The organism is Ferrovibrio sp. GW821-FHT12B10, from assembly GCF_058807515.1.
Genome location: NZ_JBXAQT010000001.1, coordinates 568,078 through 582,545 on the forward strand (window position 1 = coordinate 568,078; position 14,468 = coordinate 582,545).

At 61.8% G+C, this 14,468-nt stretch carries 17 protein-coding genes; 4 read left to right on the plus strand and 13 right to left on the minus strand.

The genetic code is table 11. The features are described from left to right. Nucleotides 1-25 precede the first annotated feature (25 nt). Nucleotides 26-433: a c-type cytochrome gene (locus tag AC1RRT_RS02970; protein WP_493012213.1), complete on the plus strand. Its 408-nt coding sequence runs from the start codon at nt 26-28 to the stop codon at nt 431-433. 72 nt (nt 434-505) lie between these two features. Beyond that, entirely contained in the window at nt 506-649 is a 144-nt protein-coding gene (locus AC1RRT_RS02975; RefSeq protein WP_493012214.1) for a hypothetical protein, read from the plus strand. Between the two features lie 9 nt (nt 650-658). On the opposite strand, the gene AC1RRT_RS02980 is transcribed toward AC1RRT_RS02975, so the two are convergent. Beyond that, a complete protein-coding gene (locus AC1RRT_RS02980; RefSeq protein WP_493012215.1) occupies nt 659-1,600 on the minus strand; it encodes a WD40 repeat domain-containing protein in 942 nt (313 codons plus the stop codon). 259 nt (nt 1,601-1,859) lie between these two features. Here AC1RRT_RS02980 and AC1RRT_RS02985 point away from each other — a divergent pair, with 259 nt between their 5' ends. Then, the gene (locus tag AC1RRT_RS02985) at nt 1,860-2,444 is read left to right on the plus strand and encodes a superoxide dismutase (RefSeq protein WP_493012216.1); all 585 of its coding nucleotides are present in this window, start codon (nt 1,860-1,862) and stop codon (nt 2,442-2,444) included. 74 nt (nt 2,445-2,518) lie between these two features. On the opposite strand, the gene AC1RRT_RS02990 is transcribed toward AC1RRT_RS02985, so the two are convergent. Genes AC1RRT_RS02990 through AC1RRT_RS03010 form a run of 5 tightly spaced genes read right to left on the minus strand, consistent with a single transcriptional unit; the run spans nt 2,519 to nt 8,122 of the window. Further along, nucleotides 2,519-3,490, minus strand: coding sequence for a formate dehydrogenase subunit gamma (locus AC1RRT_RS02990; RefSeq protein ID WP_493012217.1), 972 nt, complete (start codon nt 3,488-3,490; stop codon nt 2,519-2,521). A gap of 23 nt (nt 3,491-3,513) precedes the next feature. Beyond that, on the minus strand, nt 3,514-4,110 hold the full coding sequence (fdh3B, locus tag AC1RRT_RS02995; RefSeq protein ID WP_493012218.1) for a formate dehydrogenase FDH3 subunit beta: 597 nt from the start codon (nt 4,108-4,110) through the stop codon (nt 3,514-3,516). A 23-nt stretch (nt 4,111-4,133) separates the two neighbouring features. Next, on the minus strand, nt 4,134-7,028 hold the full coding sequence (locus tag AC1RRT_RS03000; RefSeq protein ID WP_493012220.1) for a formate dehydrogenase subunit alpha: 2,895 nt from the start codon (nt 7,026-7,028) through the stop codon (nt 4,134-4,136). A gap of 37 nt (nt 7,029-7,065) precedes the next feature. Continuing rightward, the gene (locus AC1RRT_RS03005; RefSeq protein ID WP_493012221.1) at nt 7,066-7,275 is read right to left on the minus strand and encodes a twin-arginine translocation signal domain-containing protein; all 210 of its coding nucleotides are present in this window, start codon (nt 7,273-7,275) and stop codon (nt 7,066-7,068) included. 37 nt (nt 7,276-7,312) lie between these two features. Continuing rightward, complete coding sequence (locus tag AC1RRT_RS03010; protein WP_493012222.1) at nt 7,313-8,122, minus strand: molecular chaperone TorD family protein; 810 nt, start codon at nt 8,120-8,122, stop codon at nt 7,313-7,315. A 237-nt stretch (nt 8,123-8,359) separates the two neighbouring features. Between AC1RRT_RS03010 and AC1RRT_RS03015 the strand changes: the two genes are divergently transcribed. Further along, complete coding sequence (locus AC1RRT_RS03015) at nt 8,360-9,601, plus strand: cation:proton antiporter domain-containing protein (RefSeq protein WP_493012223.1); 1,242 nt, start codon at nt 8,360-8,362, stop codon at nt 9,599-9,601. On the opposite strand, the gene AC1RRT_RS03020 is transcribed toward AC1RRT_RS03015, so the two are convergent. From AC1RRT_RS03020 to AC1RRT_RS03050, 7 genes are read right to left on the minus strand one after another with little or no spacing between them, the layout of a single operon-like run. Then, complete coding sequence (locus AC1RRT_RS03020) at nt 9,602-10,195, minus strand: DUF3306 domain-containing protein (protein WP_493012224.1); 594 nt, start codon at nt 10,193-10,195, stop codon at nt 9,602-9,604. After that, on the minus strand, nt 10,188-10,736 hold the full coding sequence (locus AC1RRT_RS03025; protein WP_493012225.1) for a DUF3305 domain-containing protein: 549 nt from the start codon (nt 10,734-10,736) through the stop codon (nt 10,188-10,190). The genes AC1RRT_RS03020 and AC1RRT_RS03025 overlap by 8 nt, the downstream gene beginning before the upstream one ends. A 3-nt stretch (nt 10,737-10,739) precedes the next feature. After that, nucleotides 10,740-11,753 carry a DUF6352 family protein gene (locus AC1RRT_RS03030; protein ID WP_493012226.1) on the minus strand — a complete coding sequence of 338 codons (1,014 nt, stop codon included), beginning with the start codon at nt 11,751-11,753 and terminating at the stop codon, nt 10,740-10,742. Continuing rightward, nucleotides 11,746-12,222: a DUF6505 family protein gene (locus AC1RRT_RS03035; protein ID WP_493012227.1), complete on the minus strand. Its 477-nt coding sequence runs from the start codon at nt 12,220-12,222 to the stop codon at nt 11,746-11,748. The genes AC1RRT_RS03030 and AC1RRT_RS03035 overlap by 8 nt, the downstream gene beginning before the upstream one ends. Continuing rightward, on the minus strand, nt 12,219-12,947 hold the full coding sequence (locus AC1RRT_RS03040) for a biotin/lipoate--protein ligase family protein (protein WP_493012228.1): 729 nt from the start codon (nt 12,945-12,947) through the stop codon (nt 12,219-12,221). The genes AC1RRT_RS03035 and AC1RRT_RS03040 overlap by 4 nt, the downstream gene beginning before the upstream one ends. Then, the gene (gene mobA, locus AC1RRT_RS03045; protein ID WP_493012229.1) at nt 12,944-13,567 is read right to left on the minus strand and encodes a molybdenum cofactor guanylyltransferase MobA; all 624 of its coding nucleotides are present in this window, start codon (nt 13,565-13,567) and stop codon (nt 12,944-12,946) included. Before mobA ends, AC1RRT_RS03040 begins: the two co-directional genes overlap by 4 nt. Beyond that, the gene (locus AC1RRT_RS03050; RefSeq protein ID WP_493012230.1) at nt 13,567-14,460 is read right to left on the minus strand and encodes a formate dehydrogenase accessory sulfurtransferase FdhD; all 894 of its coding nucleotides are present in this window, start codon (nt 14,458-14,460) and stop codon (nt 13,567-13,569) included. Before AC1RRT_RS03050 ends, mobA begins: the two co-directional genes overlap by 1 nt. Between the last annotated feature and the right edge of the window lie 8 nt (nt 14,461-14,468).

The following is a 14,468-nucleotide window of genomic DNA, read 5'->3' on the forward strand; positions in this document are numbered from 1 at the left end:
CAGGAAAACCAGCCGGAGAGCCCCTTTGCGCATCGTCCTTCTGCTGCTGAGTCTCAGCCTCACAGCCCTTGCCGGCAGCGCGTCGGCGCAGAGCAATGCCGGCGCAAATACCGAACTGGAACCGGCGAGTCTGCAGCGTGGCGCCGAACTCTGGGGGAAATGCCGTGCCTGCCACACCGTCGCGGCCGGCGGCCGCAATCTGGTCGGACCGCGGCTGCATGGCGTGTTCGGCCGCAAGGCCGGCAGCGTGGCCGACTACCGCTATTCTGAGGCCATGAAACAGTCCGCCGTGGTCTGGACCGAGGCCACCATGGACGCCTATCTGGCGGCCACCCAGGACTTCATGCCGGGCAACAAAATGTATGGCGGGCTGGCCATCGCCCAGGACCGTGTCGACCTGATCGCCTGGCTGAAACAGGAGGCGATAAAATAATCGAAACCCTTTCCTTTCACCCTGAAAATCCCTTATAATTCAGGGTGATAGTTCGTTTCCGGAGAAAGCCTCATGAAGCCCTTTATCGCTGGCGTTATCGCCGCCCTGATCATCGCCGTCGGCGCCGCCATGATCCTCCAGATGGTCAACAAGCCGGCTGATGTCGCCTTCAGCACCGAAGGCGCGCGCGTCACCCACGAAGCGCATCAGAATTGAGCTGCAGGCTTACCTCGGCGCTGGAACCGGCTGTCCGGTCTCCAGAGACCAGAGCTTGATCACCGTATCGTAGCCGCCCGAGACGGCCCGTTTGCCGTCGGGCAAGAACGCCACTGCCCAGACCGGTTTTTCATGACCGGCAAACTGTCTGAGCTGGCGACCTTCCTTCATATCCCACAATCGCATTAGCTTGTCGCCGCCGCCTGACAACGCGTAACGGCCGTCCTTCGATATCGCAATCGACGTGATGAACATGCCATGGCCGGCAAGGCTGCCGACTTCGCGCCGGTTGACGAGATCCCAGCGCTTGATAGCGCCATCCGTGCTGCCGGTCAGCGCCGTCTTGCCATCGGGCGAAACAGCAACGGCATTCACGCTGCTCTGATGACCGGTGAGCACAGCGAGTTCCTTGCCGCTCGCCACATCCCACAGCCGCACGGTCTGGTCATAGGCGACCGAAACCAGCTGCTTGTCATCCATGGCGAAAGCCACCTGCATGATATTGGCCTCATGGCCATCGAAGCTGCGCTGCAGCGTCATGTTGCCGAGATTCCAGAGCTTGACCGTACGGTCCCAGCTAGCGGTGGCGAGCCAGCGGCCATCCTTGCTGAGGCTGATGCCGGCGATGTTATTCACATGGCCGGTCAGGCGGCCAGTCTCCTTACCCGTCGCGAGATCCCACCGGATTACCGTGTGATCCCAACTGCCCGAAAGGCCGCTCTTGCCATCGGGAAGAAAGACGACGGCATTGACGCTGGCGGTGTGCCCGTCAAAGACCTTGAGTTCCTTTTGGCCCGCGACATCCCAGAGTCGCATGGTGTAGTCCCAACTGGCCGATAGCAGTGACTTTCCGTCTGCAGAAACCGCCACGCCATTCACCATGGCGCCATGACCTTCCATATCGGCGCGTGCGGCCGGAACCTGCAGAATGCCGCTGCAGATCGCGGCCATAAAACCTGCATATCGCCAGAGATTCATCGGATCAACCTTTGCAACTTTGTCTGTGCTGCGGCGTTTATCATGCCGGTGTGCCGCATCATTGCAAGTACGGCCTCTGCCTGTGCATCTGCACAATCCGGATGACCGCCGTCACAGACCGCCCCTCGGGCCCGTCCATGATGCTGCCGCTTTCCCGTCAGCACCCTAGATGAAGCTGACGACCCCAGACTGGCAATCAACAATGGAGTGAATGATGGGTGCCCCCTTTACCATGAAACCCCTCCCCTATGCCGAAGACGCCCTGGCACCGGTGATCAACGCGGAGACCATCGGCTTCCATTATGGCAAGCACCACACGACCTATCTCAACACCTTGAACAAACTGGTCGCCGATGATCCGCTAAAGGACAAGAGCCTGGTCGAGATCATCAAGGCAACGCATGGCAAAGCAGACAAGGCTACGATCTTCAACAACGCCGCCCAGGTCTGGAACCATGACTTCTATTGGGACAGCCTGGCACCCAAAGGTGGTGGCAAGCCATCGGGTCGCATCGCAGACATGATCAAGGACAGCTTCGGTGATTATGACAAATTCAAAAGCGAATTCGCCAATACCGGCGTGACGCAATTTGGCTCAGGCTGGGCCTGGCTATGCCTGGAAGGTGGAAAGCTGGTGTTCAAGAAGACCGGCAATGCCGAGAACCCGCTGACCATGAACGGCGTGACGCCGCTCCTTACACTCGATGTGTGGGAGCATGCCTATTATCTGGATTACCAGAACCGCCGACCCGACCATCTGAATGCTGCGATCGACAAGCTGCTGAACTGGGACTTCGCCGAGAAGAATCTCGGCTGAATCAGCGTCGCGCATATGCAAAGAAAAAGGGCGGTGGAAATCCACCGCCCTTTTATATCCGGATAAGCCGGCGATCAGTCGTCGCCGCCGACACGCGGCTGTGCCGCCACTTCCTTGGCCCAGAGGCTGTGATGCTCCTTGGCCCAGTTGGTATCCACCTGACCGCTGCCCATGGCATCAAAAGCGCCTTCCATACCGACGGTGCCGATATAGATGTGCCCCAGAATAACCGCAACCATGAGGATGCCAGCAATGGCATGCACGAGCTGCGCGATCTGCATTCCGCCGATATCGGTGATGTAGAAGGGGAACATCAGGATATAGCCGCTGACCGCCAGCGCCGCCGAACCCAGAACGACCAGCCAGAACAGCACCTTCTGACCGCCATTGAATTTGCCGGCTGGCGGATGCATGCCTTTTTTCAGCACGCCACCGCCCTGGCGGAACCACTCCATGTCGATGGCATTGAAGATATTGTGGCGAATCCACATCACCGCCATCAGGAAGACACCGAGCACGAACGGGAAGCTGAGGAAGTTATGCGCCAGCTTGCCGAAGGCTGAGAGATTGGTGAAGGCCTCTGGTCCGATCACCGGCAGCAGCAGGCTGCGGCCAAACGACAGGTTGAGACCGCTCAGGCCCAGAATGATGAAGCAGATCGCCGTCAGCCAATGCGCGAAACGCTCGACCGCCGAGAAACGCTCGACTGTGCGGCCCGACATGCCGTGCTCGATCTTGATACGGCCACGGATGGCGAGGAAAGCCGCCAACACGATCACGGTGATTGCCAGAAGCCAGCCGCCGATCGACTTAACCGGCCCTTGCGAGGCCTGACGCCAGTCGCGACCTTCGGGCTGGATCAGCACGCCGGACTTCGCGTCTGGGATCGACACGCGGCCGGCCACCGGGCCCTTCAGCTGCTGCATCAGCAGCGCATCATCGGCCGGAGCCGCACCCTGTTGTGCCGATACCGGCGCGGCAAAGGCGAGCATGAGGCCGAAAGCCAGGGCCGCCCAGAGGGTGCGCTTGGAATGCAAAATGCGCATCTTGTTTCTCCTATCTGACGCGATCAGGCCGAAGTGCCGGTCTTGTAGGCGGTCGACCAGCCCCAGGCACCGGAACCGTACCCGCGACGGGTCACACGTTCCTTGTAAATCTGGGCGATCACATCGCCATCGCCAGCGAGCAGCGCCTTGGTCGAGCACATTTCGGCGCACATCGGCAGTTTGCCTTCCGACAGGCGGTTAGCACCGTACTTGGCGTACTCTTCCTTGGTGTTGTCCGCTTCCGGGCCACCAGCGCAGAAGGTGCACTTGTCCATCTTGCCGCGGCTGCCGAAGTTGCCAACCTGCGGGTACTGCGGCGCGCCAAACGGGCAGGCATAGAAGCAGTAGCCGCAGCCGATGCAGAGGTCCTTGGAATGCAGGACCACGCCTTCATCGGTCTTATAGAAGCAATCGACCGGGCAAACGGCCATGCAGGGCGCATCTTCGCAATGCATGCAGGCCATAGAGATCGAACGCTCGCCCTTGGCGCCATCGTTCAGGGTGACAACGCGGCGGCGATTGATGCCCCAAGGAACTTCGTTTTCGTTCTTACAGGCAGTGACGCAGGCGTTGCACTCGATGCAGCGCTCGGAGTCGCAGAGGAATTTCATGCGGGCCATGGTGTGTTCTCCTTAACCGTCGCTCAGGCCGCTTCGATGCGGCAGAGCGTGGCCTTGTTCTCATGCATGTGGGTGACTGGATCGTAGCCGTAGGTGGTCACGCCATTGACGGACTCACCCAGTACGATCGGGTCGGCGCCCGGCGGGTAGTTCTTGCGCTGGTCCACACCCTGCCAGAAGCCGGAGAAGTGGAACGGCAGGAAGACCACGCCTTTGCCGACACGCGGCGTGACCATCGCCTTGACCTTGGCCTTGGCATTGGCCTCGGGGCCATAGACCCAGACATTCTGGCCTTCCTTGATGCCCAGGCGGGTGGCGTCTTCCGGGTTGATCTCGACGAACATGTTCTGCTGCAGCTCGGCGAGCCACTTGTTCGAACGGGTTTCCTCGCCGCCGCCCTCGTATTCCACGAGGCGACCCGAGGTCAGGATCATCGGGAAGTCCTTGGTGACATCCTTGTCCTGCACGCTCTTGCCCAGATGCGGCAGACGATAGTCGCGACGGTCGGCCATGGCCGGGTACTTGGCGACCAGATCGCGACGCGAGGTGTAGATCGGTTCGCGATGCACCGGGATCGGGTCCGGCAGACCGAAGGCATTGGCACGCGCCTTGGCATTGCCCATCGCCTGCACGCCATGAGCCATGCAGACGCGGATAATGCCGCAGCTATAGTCAATCGCCCAGCCGACCGCATCGGGATTGTTGCCGCCGATCTTCTCGATCGTGGTGCGCTCGGTCTCGGTCAGTTCCTTGTCCCAGCCCATCTTCTTGAGCAGGCCGTAGGTGAACTCGGGATGACCGTCCTGGATTTCAGAATCCTTGGGGAACGAGCCGTCAGCCAGCAGCGAGACGCCATTGCGTTCGACACCGAAACGGGCACGGAAGGCGCCACCGCCATCCTTGACCGGCAGCCCGGTGTTGTAGAGCACATGGGTACCCGGATGTTTCATCTCGGGCGTGCCCCAGCACGGCCAGGGCAGACCGTAGAACTCGCCCTTGAGCGGCCCCTTGGTGGCGCGCAGCGAGATCACGTCGAAATCGCCCTGATTGGCCATGTGTTCCTTCAAGCGTTCCGGCGACTGGCCCGAATAGCCGATCGACACGGTGCCCAGATTGAACTCGCGGGTGATGTCCTCGACGTTCGGCTCGTCGCCATCGTCGATCTTGATCTTCTTGAACATCTCCTGCTCAAAGCCGAGCTTCTTGGCCAGTTTGTACAGAATCCAATGATCAGGCTTGGACTCGAAGACCGGCGGCACGATCTGCTCGCCCCACTGCAGCGACCGGTTCGACGCAGTACGCGAACCACGGGTCTCCAACTGGGTGCAGGCCGGCAGCAGGTAGGTGCCATTCTTGCGATCGGGCAGCGCCGCAGCCGTGGTCGGATGCGGATCGACCACCACCATCAGCTCGACCTTCTCCATGCCGGTGCGCATCTCGGGCATGCGCGGCACAGTGTTGCCACCATGGCCCCAGAAGAACATCGCCTTCAGATTGTCCTGCTGCTCAAGATCCTTCTTGTCGACCAGCACGGCGTCGAACCAGCGGGTCGACGGAATGCCCTTGGTCTCCATCATCTTCTTGTCCTGGAAGCGACCGAGCATCCAGTTGTAGTCGACATCCCAGACGCGACACCAATGCTTCCAGGCGCCTTCCACCAGACCGTAATAGGCCGGCAGCGTGGTGACATCGAGGCCGAGGTCGGTGCAGCCTTGCACGTTGCAATGGCCGCGGAAGATGTTGGCGCCGCCGCCTTCAACGCCGATATTGCCCAGTGCCAGCTGCAGGATGGACAGCGCACGCACGTTGGCGGTGCCGACCGTGTGCTGGGTCACGCCCATGCACCAGATCAGGGTGCCCGGACGGTTCTTCGCCATCAGTTCGGCGACGCGCTTCATCTGCTCACCCGGAACGCCGGTCACCTTCTCGACTTCGTCCGGAGTCCACTTGGCGACTTCGGCACGGATGTCGTCCATGCCGTAGACACGCTGGCGGATGTATTCCTTGTCTTCCCAGCCGTTCTCGAAGATGTGCCAGAGCAGACCGTAGATGGTGGGGATATCGGTGCCGGGACGGATGCGCATGTACTCGGTCGCATGGGCCGCCGTGCGGGTGAAGCGAGGATCAATCACCACCAGCGGGGCGCGGTTGCGTTCCTTGCCGCGCAACACGTGCTGCAGCGACACCGGATGCGCTTCGGCCGGATTACCGCCCATGATGACGATGCACTTGGAATTGTGGATGTCATTATAGGAGTTGGTCATCGCGCCGTAGCCCCAGGTGTTGGCTACGCCGGCAACGGTGGTCGAATGACAGATACGCGCCTGGTGGTCGATGTTGTTGGTGCCCCAGAAGGCGGCGAACTTGCGGAACAAGTAGCCGCCTTCATTGGAGAACTTGGCGGAGCCGAGCCAGTAGACCGACTCAGGGCCCGACTTCTGGCGAATTTCCATCAGCTTGTCGCCGATCTCGTTGATCGCGACATCCCAGCTGATGCGCGTCCACTTCCCATCGACCAGCTTCATTGGATATTTCAGGCGGCGATCGCCATGGGTCAGCTCGCGGATCGCGGCACCCTTGGCACAATGGGTGCCCAGGTTGATCGGGCTGTCCCAGCTCGGCTCCTGGCCGACCCACACGCCGTTCTCGACTTCCGCCGTGACGGTGCAGCCGACCGAGCAATGGGTGCAGATGTTTTTCTTGCGGACGATATTGCCGCCCGTGGCCGAAGGCATGGCCTTGGCCTGCTTGACCATCGCGGGCGACAGCGCCGACACGGCAGCCAGACCGCCGGCGGCGAGGCCCGAGGCCTTCAGGAAGCCGCGGCGATCCAAGGTCTGCAGGGCTGCGCCGGCGAGAATGCCGGACAGCTTTGCCCGGGGGGCGGCGCCGGCGGTGGAGCTCTTCTTGATCAACATGGGGGCGTCTCCGTCTAAATCGTGCTGGTCGCCGGACTCAGAGCCGGTTGCTGTCGTAGTAGCGCTTCACGTGCTCGGTTTCCTTGTAGCGCTGCTTCTTGCGCGTCTCGGCATTCTCCGGAGCAGCTTCAGCCTTGGTGGCGACAACCGTGGTCACCGCAGCGGCAGCGGCAACACCAGCGCCCGCACCCGCGCTGCGCAGGAAGCTTCGGCGATCCATCTGCTGTGTCTTGTCGGTCTTGCTCATGGACTGATCCTCCGTAACGACATTTCAGGCCTGCCGCTCACGCGGCGAGGGCAAAGGCCTGGGTTTCAATGGACATGAACAGCCGACCGGCATTGCCGAGCGGCTGGTAGAGCCGGGCGCTGGGCGCCTGCTCAAGATCGGTGAAGAAGCGTTCGCCCCACGGTGCCAGATGCTGCCGGAACAGGCGCTCCTGGGTGCTGAGCTCGGCCGGGCCGCGGCCTTCGCCGCCCTGGATCAGCATAGCCATGAGTTCGCAGAGCGCGCCCATGTGGTCTTCGGGTTCAGCGACATTGTCGGCGCGGGCATAGCCCAGCCGTTCCATATCGCCGCGCAGCTTGGCCAGCGGGCGTTCGTAGAGGAAGCCGGTGCGGTAGAACGAGGCATACGGCACCAGTTCCCCGCGTGGCAGGCCGACGAAGAGCGTGTCGTATTCTTCCTGGGCACGTTCCAGCGAAGTAGTGCGGGCCCGCTCGGCCAGCAGGGCCAACGCAACGCCCATTGCGGTATCGTCACCCTTGAGTTGGGCCAGAGCGGTCAGCAGCGCTGTATCGGGACGGCGCGCCAGGCAGCGGCCCAGCAGCGTATAAATCTGCGCGCGCCATGAATCCTCTTCCGGGATGACCGGCGTGGCATCGACAGCTTTTGCATCGGGATAGAGATCGGGGCGAAGGTGGTGGCGCGTGACTTCGCCGCCGGTGGCCTTTTCGATGGCGAGCACGAATTCGCCCGGCACATGCGCAGCCTTGTTCAGCCAGTGCCAGATATTGGCCTGCTTAACACCCAGCAATCGCGCCAGCTGGGTCTGGCCGCCGACGATGGCGATGGCTTTCGTCAGTGCTTCGGTCACGAATCCTCTTCCCCTATGGTCAACCTACAAAATGATTTGTTGGCCGCCAATAGCAATCGGGATAAAGCACTGAAATATATAATGTTTTATTGCATGTGCGAAATTTTGAGACCGCCTCTCAATAGCAGGACGGTTATGTAAATTTTATGCTTATTTTGCAGCTATTAACCGTGCGCCAACCTATTCCACGCACAAGAGTTCATTGCCTGTTTCAGTCCCAGTGAGGAAAGCCGCGTCATGCCGCATGACACTCCGTTGATCACAATGCTGGCATTGGCTTTCGTGATCGCCTTCGCCTTCGGCATGATCGCCCAGAAATTCCGGCTGTCGCCGCTGGTCGGCTACCTGCTCGCTGGCATCGCTGTCGGGCCGTATACGCCCGGCTATGTCGCCGACACCGTCCTGGCGCAGCAGTTGGCCGAAATCGGTGTCATCCTGCTGATGTTCGGCGTCGGGTTGCATTTCTCGCCCAGTGACCTGATGCGGGTGCGCTGGATCGCCATCCCGGGTGCGCTTGCTCAAATCCTGGTCGCCACCGTGCTGGGTTTGCTGGTGGCGCAGGTCTTCGGCTGGGGCTTCGGCGGTGGCCTGGTCTTCGGCCTCGCCCTATCGGTTGCCAGCACCGTGGTACTGCTGCGCGCCCTGCAAGCGCGCAATGACGTCGATAGCGATCACGGCCGCATCGCCGTGGGATGGCTGCTGGTCGAAGACATCTTCATGATCGTCGCCCTCCTCCTGCTGCCGCCGCTGGCCGACGTACTGGGTGGCCGGCCAAGCAGTAGTGGCGACAATCTTGCCCTGACCCTGCTGATGACTGGCGTGAAGGTCGCGCTGTTTGCCGCCCTCGCCCTGGTGGTTGGCAAGCGCGTCATTCCCTGGCTGCTGCAGCATGTGGCGGCCACCGGTTCGCGCGAGCTGTTTACCCTGGCCGTCCTCGCCTGTGCGCTAGGCATCGCCTTCGGAGCGGCCCTGCTGTTCGATGTTTCCTTCGCGCTGGGCGCGTTCTTCGCCGGTGTGATCATGAACGAATCTGAACTGAGCCATGATGCGGCCCAGCGATCGCTGCCATTCCAGGACGCCTTCGCGGTGCTGTTCTTTGTCGCGATCGGCATGCTGTTCGACCCGCATATCATCTTCGAAGCGCCGCTGGCGCTGCTTGCCACGGTGCTGATCATCGTGTTCGGAAAATCAGTAGCGGCCTTCCTGATCGTGCTGGCCTTCCGCCGGCCGCTGACCACGGCACTGACCGTGGCTGGCAGTCTGGCGCAGATCGGCGAATTTTCCTTCATCCTGGCTGGATTGGGCGTATCGTTCGGCCTGCTGCCCCCAGAAGGCCGTGACCTGATCCTGGCTGGCGCCTTCCTGTCGATCACCATCAATCCGCTGCTGTTCCGCGCCATGGAACCGCTGGAAGCCTGGCTACGTGACCGGCCCGATCTTCTGCGCAAACTGGGCGCAAAGGATCAGGATACGCTGTAATCAGCTCGGCAATGCGCCGCCATGACGGCGGCGCGGCGGCGCAGACACCACCGGCGTTTCTTCCTCGACAGGCGGCGCGGTCGCGACCGGCGTCTCGACGGGCTGTTCTTCGGGCGCAGGCAGTTGTGCCGGTTGTTCTTCTGCAACGGACACTTCAGCCGGCGGCACCTCCTCCGGCTGAACCATTTTCTGACTGCCCTGGAAAACCGTCTGCAGCAGCTTGGCCACATCGTCTGTCGGCAGCAGATCGCCATAGCCCGGTGCGGTGAAATCCCAGTTGTATTCGACCAGCGGCTGGTAGTTCACCACGCTCGGTTCGATCAGCCACAGCTTGCGCAGCGCTGCCGCACGCAGGCCCGGGGGCACGCCTTTTTTCAGGAACAGGCTGAAATCGCTGTCCGCGGTCAGGCTGTCGATCGACGGTAACGTGGCCGGATCGAAGACCTCGCCTTCGGCCTCGCCCTCGACGACCGGAGGTTCGGTCGGCGGCAGTTCCCGTGCCTCCGCCTTGCGGCGCGACCAGCGCGACAGGAAGCCCTGTTCGGCATCGCCATCCGCGTCGTCATTGGGCGCAGGCTTGTTCGGCTTACTCATCTTCGGGGACCTGCCGCAGCGGATCAGACTCATAGAGATACGGCCGGCGCGCCAGCGCCTCGGGATCGGCCCGATCTCGCTTGCGTTTGTAGTGTTCCTTGGTCGGTGGATGGCGGCTGACATAATCGGTGACCCAATCCAGGATCGCCTCGGGCATCGCGACGAAATCGACAATGTCGTCGCCAGTGTCGTTATGGGCATGCGCCTCGCCCGGATCGACCGAAGCGCCATGCAACTCTACACCGGGCGCTGTCGCGCTACTGCGCAGGAATACCCACACCGATGGCTGCGCGCTTTCGATATTGTAGGCATAGGTCTCAGATTCATGGCGATAGAGCACCAACTCCGCGGAGCCGGCGTAGAACCGCTCCCAGCCATCGCCTTCAGCCAGCTTCGTCCACGGCTCCGACCCCGGCACGCCGTCCAGCACCTGCACTGGTCGCCAGCTATGGTCGATCCAGGGGTTATCCAGCTTGCGGCGTTCGAGAATAACCCCGATCTGGCGGGTTTCGGTTTCCGGCGGCCTGACATTACCGGTCATGGTTCAGCTTCCCGTGTTGAGCGGCAAGTTTACCACAAGATTGTGCGGCTTCAGTCGCAGTTTGCCGTGATGATCCACGGCCACGCCCAGATAGACCGGGCGACCGGCCACTCGGGGCAGCATCAGCGAGGGATCGCGGAATTCCAGGCGGAACAGCGCCAGGATCTGGCGCAGATGGTCGTCATCGACGGCCTGCCCTTCATAGAGGGCATTCATAATGGTGCTGGCGGTCGTATCCAGGCCGATATGCCAGACCCACCGTTCGTCGCGGATCGTCTGCACCGGCACCACCTGCACGGCTGCGCCGGTCAGACGCTCGACCCAAAGCTCGATCACCCGGGCAAAGGCATCATGGCCCGGTCGAGTGAAGCTGAAGTCCAACACGAAATCATGACGGTCACTGCGCGCCCAGTAATCCGACGCGTTCTCGCGGGTCAGGATATCCATGTCGATGCTGCGCAGTGCCGTGCCTGACTGAGCGACCAGGGCGCCGAGGGCGCCGAAACTGTCCTTGGCCGCCAGCATCTCGACAGTTTCCTCATCCGCCAGCAGAATTGCCCCGTCGCGGATCGTTACTTTCTGCGCACGAAAGAACAGTTCAGCCGCCCGGGCACGAAAAGCATCTTCGCTGCCATCCAGCAGATCGCGCAGGATTGCTGCAGCCAGGTGATCCATGAACATGACCGGCACAGCCGGCGCGCCCTTCCGGAACAGGCCCATATAGGCAGCCTCTATGCTGCCGCTTCTGACCATGTGATCGCGGAAGCGCAGGAAGATTTCATAATTCTGCTGTGCATCCGCATCGGCCAGCGCCGAAAGATCCGCGCCTGAAACGGTCCGCAGCGGCTGCTGCAGCAGGCTGGCATGCAGGGCGCGTTCAGCGTCGCAGGCCTCGTCGGGCGGCGACATTTCCGGGCGGCTCATATAGGCGCGGATGAAATCTTCGCCGATGCCCAGCCGGCCAGTGCCGGTGCGATCCAGCAGGTCGTAGCCACTGCTGATCCAGAAATCAGGCATCGGGGGCAATCTCCCAGATTTTCGTATGCGGCTTGTCGCCCGGCGGCGGCACGATGCGGAACTGTTCGCGGATGGCATCGCCGTCCATGAAGCGGCTGAGACTGAGCAGAGTATTGATCGGATGCTCGGCCAAGGAGGCTGCATAATCAACCTCCTCCTTCGCAGCAGCCCGCGCCTCCGTGATGTCCGGCGCTCCATATTCCTCCAGCAGGTGCTGCGCCAACGCGTCAATCACGGCCGCATACTCGTCCGCATCAATGGTTGCGATGGTGACCAGGGTTGACCAGCCAAAACTGCCCAGGCCAAGGAAACCGTTGGCGAAGGCCTGGCGCTCCTGACGGCTCAAGCCCTGCGGATCAACATCGGCGAAAACGAAAGTACCCGGCACGGCCCATTCGCCCGGTTCCGCCGCAGCGGCAAAGACGCGGGTGTCGGACTCATCAAACCGGATGCAGCGCAGCAGCTTCATGACGGCTGTCCCACCGGTTCCGGCAGGCGCCAGCTGGGCTGTCGCAAGGCATCGCGTAGGGCATGCCAGGCTTTCGCCGTGCCATCCTCATGCCAGGCATCGCCATTGGCCTCGATCTTCAGCGCCTTGTCATTCAGATCATGCAGAAAAGCACGGCGCACCGGCTCGAAACCGTCTTCCTGCCAGCGATCCAGCCAGTGCAGAGCATGTCTGCTGAAGGATTCGAGCAGCTTCGGTACGCTGACCTCGCCGCAACCTTCTTCATGCAGGTTGGTGTATTCCAGCTCGACACCTGGCGTGTCGTCATTCTCGCCCAGCGGCGCCATCTGCACAGTTAAGCCGATAACCAGCCAGTCCGGCACATCGGCCATGCCCTGCTTTTCCACCAGCGGGCCATGCGCCACACGGATACCGCCGACGCAGGCCTCATTGACCAGCAGCCGGTCGGGCCAGGCGATGCTGGCCGGGGTTTCCGCCGGCACGACACCAGCCAGTCCATCATGCAAACCAAGTAACCCGACATAGGATAACGTCAGTGCCGGCTGGATCGGGTCGAGCGGCCGCAGCAGCAGGGCGGCCTCACAGCGGTCTGTACGGTTGATCCAGAGCAGTAGGCCATCCTCTGCGCCATCCTCGCCGGCCTTGCAGGCCGTGGCGAAGGCATCGGCAGCGCAAAGCCGCAGCGTGTAGCCCGGCGGGACATTCGGCCAGTCAGCCGGCGTCATGCAGCGTCTCCCAGTTTCACAAGTAGCCGTTCGGCTTCCGCCAGATCTTCCGGCGTGTTGGCATTGAAGAAGGGATCGACGGTTTGCATGGGAAAATCAACCTGCACCAGCCGATGACGTGCGGTCCAGCGGTCAACTTTCCGAATATCCTCCTCCACCACGGCATGCCGGAGGTCATCGAAGAGACGGACCGGCCACAAGCCGATCACTGGATAGGGCTGGCCATCGGACACCGCGCAGGCCAGGTCGGCAGCGTCTTGATCGCGGGCCGCCGCCATGCGCGCCACCAAATCGCGCGGTAGAAAAGGGCCGTCGCCCGGCACCGTGACGATATCGGTTATGTCGGTGCGATTCTCCCGCGCCCAGGCCAGTCCCGCCAGCACGCCGGCCAGCGGGCCAACAAAACCTTCGACGGCATCACCCGCAACCGGCAGGCTGAAGGCAGAAAATCGCCCCGGGTCGCCATTGGCATTGAGAATCACGCCATCCACCTGCGGCGTCAGGCGATCCAGGATATGCGATAGGACCGGGCGGCCGGCGAGCGGCTGCAGGCTTTTATCGCCGCCACCCATCCGGCGGGCGAGACCGCCAGCCAGAACAACGCCCAGCATCCCGCCCATTATGCGGCCTCGTCGTCGCGGCCGCCCTTGCGCTGCGAACGGGAAGATTCATCCCCGACAGCTGCTGGATCAGCGTCGAAACGCAACCGTTCCGCGCCCGCCAGTGCGATGAAGCGCTTGCCCTTGGCGCGGCCGATCAGCGTCATGCCGATCTGGCGCGCCAGCTGCACGCCCCAAGCCGTGAAACCAGACCGGCTGATCAGGATCGGAATATTCATCTGTGCGGTCTTAATCACCATCTCAGACGTCAGGCGGCCGGTGGTGTACATGGTCTTGCCAGCCGGTGAGATACCATGCACGCGCATGTAGCCGGCTATCTTATCGATAGCATTATGGCGGCCGACGTCTTCCATATAGATCAGCGGCCGGTCTTCCTCACAGAGCACGCAGCCATGAATGGCGCCGGCCTCCAAATAAAGCGACGGTGCGAGATTGATCTTTTTGGAGAGGGCATAGATCCACGACGTGCGCAGCTCGGCCTTCGGGTCCAGCGTAATGGTTTCGATGGCGTCCATCATGTTGCCGAAGACCGTGCCCATGGCGCAGCCCGAGGTCTGGATCTTCTTTTTAAGCCGTTCCTCGTAATCGGTGCGGCGGGCAGTGCGCACCACGATGGTTTCGATTTCCGGTTCCAGATTGATTTCGGTGACCTCATCTTCCGGCAGCAACATGCGCTGGTTAGCCAGGTAACCCAGCGCCAGATACTCGGGATAGTCGCCGATCGTCATCATGGTGACGATCTCCTGGCCGTTCAGATACAGGGTGAGCGGGCGCTCGACCGGCACCTTGGTCTCGACAGACCGGCCCTCATGATCAATGCCCTGCACCGTCTCGGTCAGGGCAGCGTTCTGCGGGTTGGGGGCGACAAGGAATTCGGCAAGCTGACGGGTCATGGCTCCCT

Coding starts and splice junctions, on each gene's coding strand:
- AC1RRT_RS02975 (WP_493012214.1), top strand. CDS start 506: ATGAAGCCCTTTATCGCTGGCGTTATCGCCGCCCTGATCATCGCCGTC.
- AC1RRT_RS02980 (WP_493012215.1), bottom strand. CDS start 1,600: ATGGCCGCGATCTGCAGCGGCATTCTGCAGGTTCCGGCCGCACGCGCC.
- AC1RRT_RS02985 (WP_493012216.1), top strand. CDS start 1,860: ATGAAACCCCTCCCCTATGCCGAAGACGCCCTGGCACCGGTGATCAAC.
- AC1RRT_RS02990 (WP_493012217.1), bottom strand. CDS start 3,490: ATGCGCATTTTGCATTCCAAGCGCACCCTCTGGGCGGCCCTGGCTTTC.
- fdh3B (WP_493012218.1), bottom strand. CDS start 4,110: ATGGCCCGCATGAAATTCCTCTGCGACTCCGAGCGCTGCATCGAGTGC.
- AC1RRT_RS03000 (WP_493012220.1), bottom strand. CDS start 7,028: ATGTTGATCAAGAAGAGCTCCACCGCCGGCGCCGCCCCCCGGGCAAAG.
- AC1RRT_RS03005 (WP_493012221.1), bottom strand. CDS start 7,275: ATGAGCAAGACCGACAAGACACAGCAGATGGATCGCCGAAGCTTCCTG.
- AC1RRT_RS03015 (WP_493012223.1), top strand. CDS start 8,360: ATGCCGCATGACACTCCGTTGATCACAATGCTGGCATTGGCTTTCGTG.
- AC1RRT_RS03020 (WP_493012224.1), bottom strand. CDS start 10,195: ATGAGTAAGCCGAACAAGCCTGCGCCCAATGACGACGCGGATGGCGAT.
- AC1RRT_RS03025 (WP_493012225.1), bottom strand. CDS start 10,736: ATGACCGGTAATGTCAGGCCGCCGGAAACCGAAACCCGCCAGATCGGG.
- AC1RRT_RS03030 (WP_493012226.1), bottom strand. CDS start 11,753: ATGCCTGATTTCTGGATCAGCAGTGGCTACGACCTGCTGGATCGCACC.
- AC1RRT_RS03035 (WP_493012227.1), bottom strand. CDS start 12,222: ATGAAGCTGCTGCGCTGCATCCGGTTTGATGAGTCCGACACCCGCGTC.
- AC1RRT_RS03040 (WP_493012228.1), bottom strand. CDS start 12,947: ATGACGCCGGCTGACTGGCCGAATGTCCCGCCGGGCTACACGCTGCGG.
- mobA (WP_493012229.1), bottom strand. CDS start 13,567: ATGGGCGGGATGCTGGGCGTTGTTCTGGCTGGCGGTCTCGCCCGCCGG.
- AC1RRT_RS03050 (WP_493012230.1), bottom strand. CDS start 14,460: ATGACCCGTCAGCTTGCCGAATTCCTTGTCGCCCCCAACCCGCAGAAC.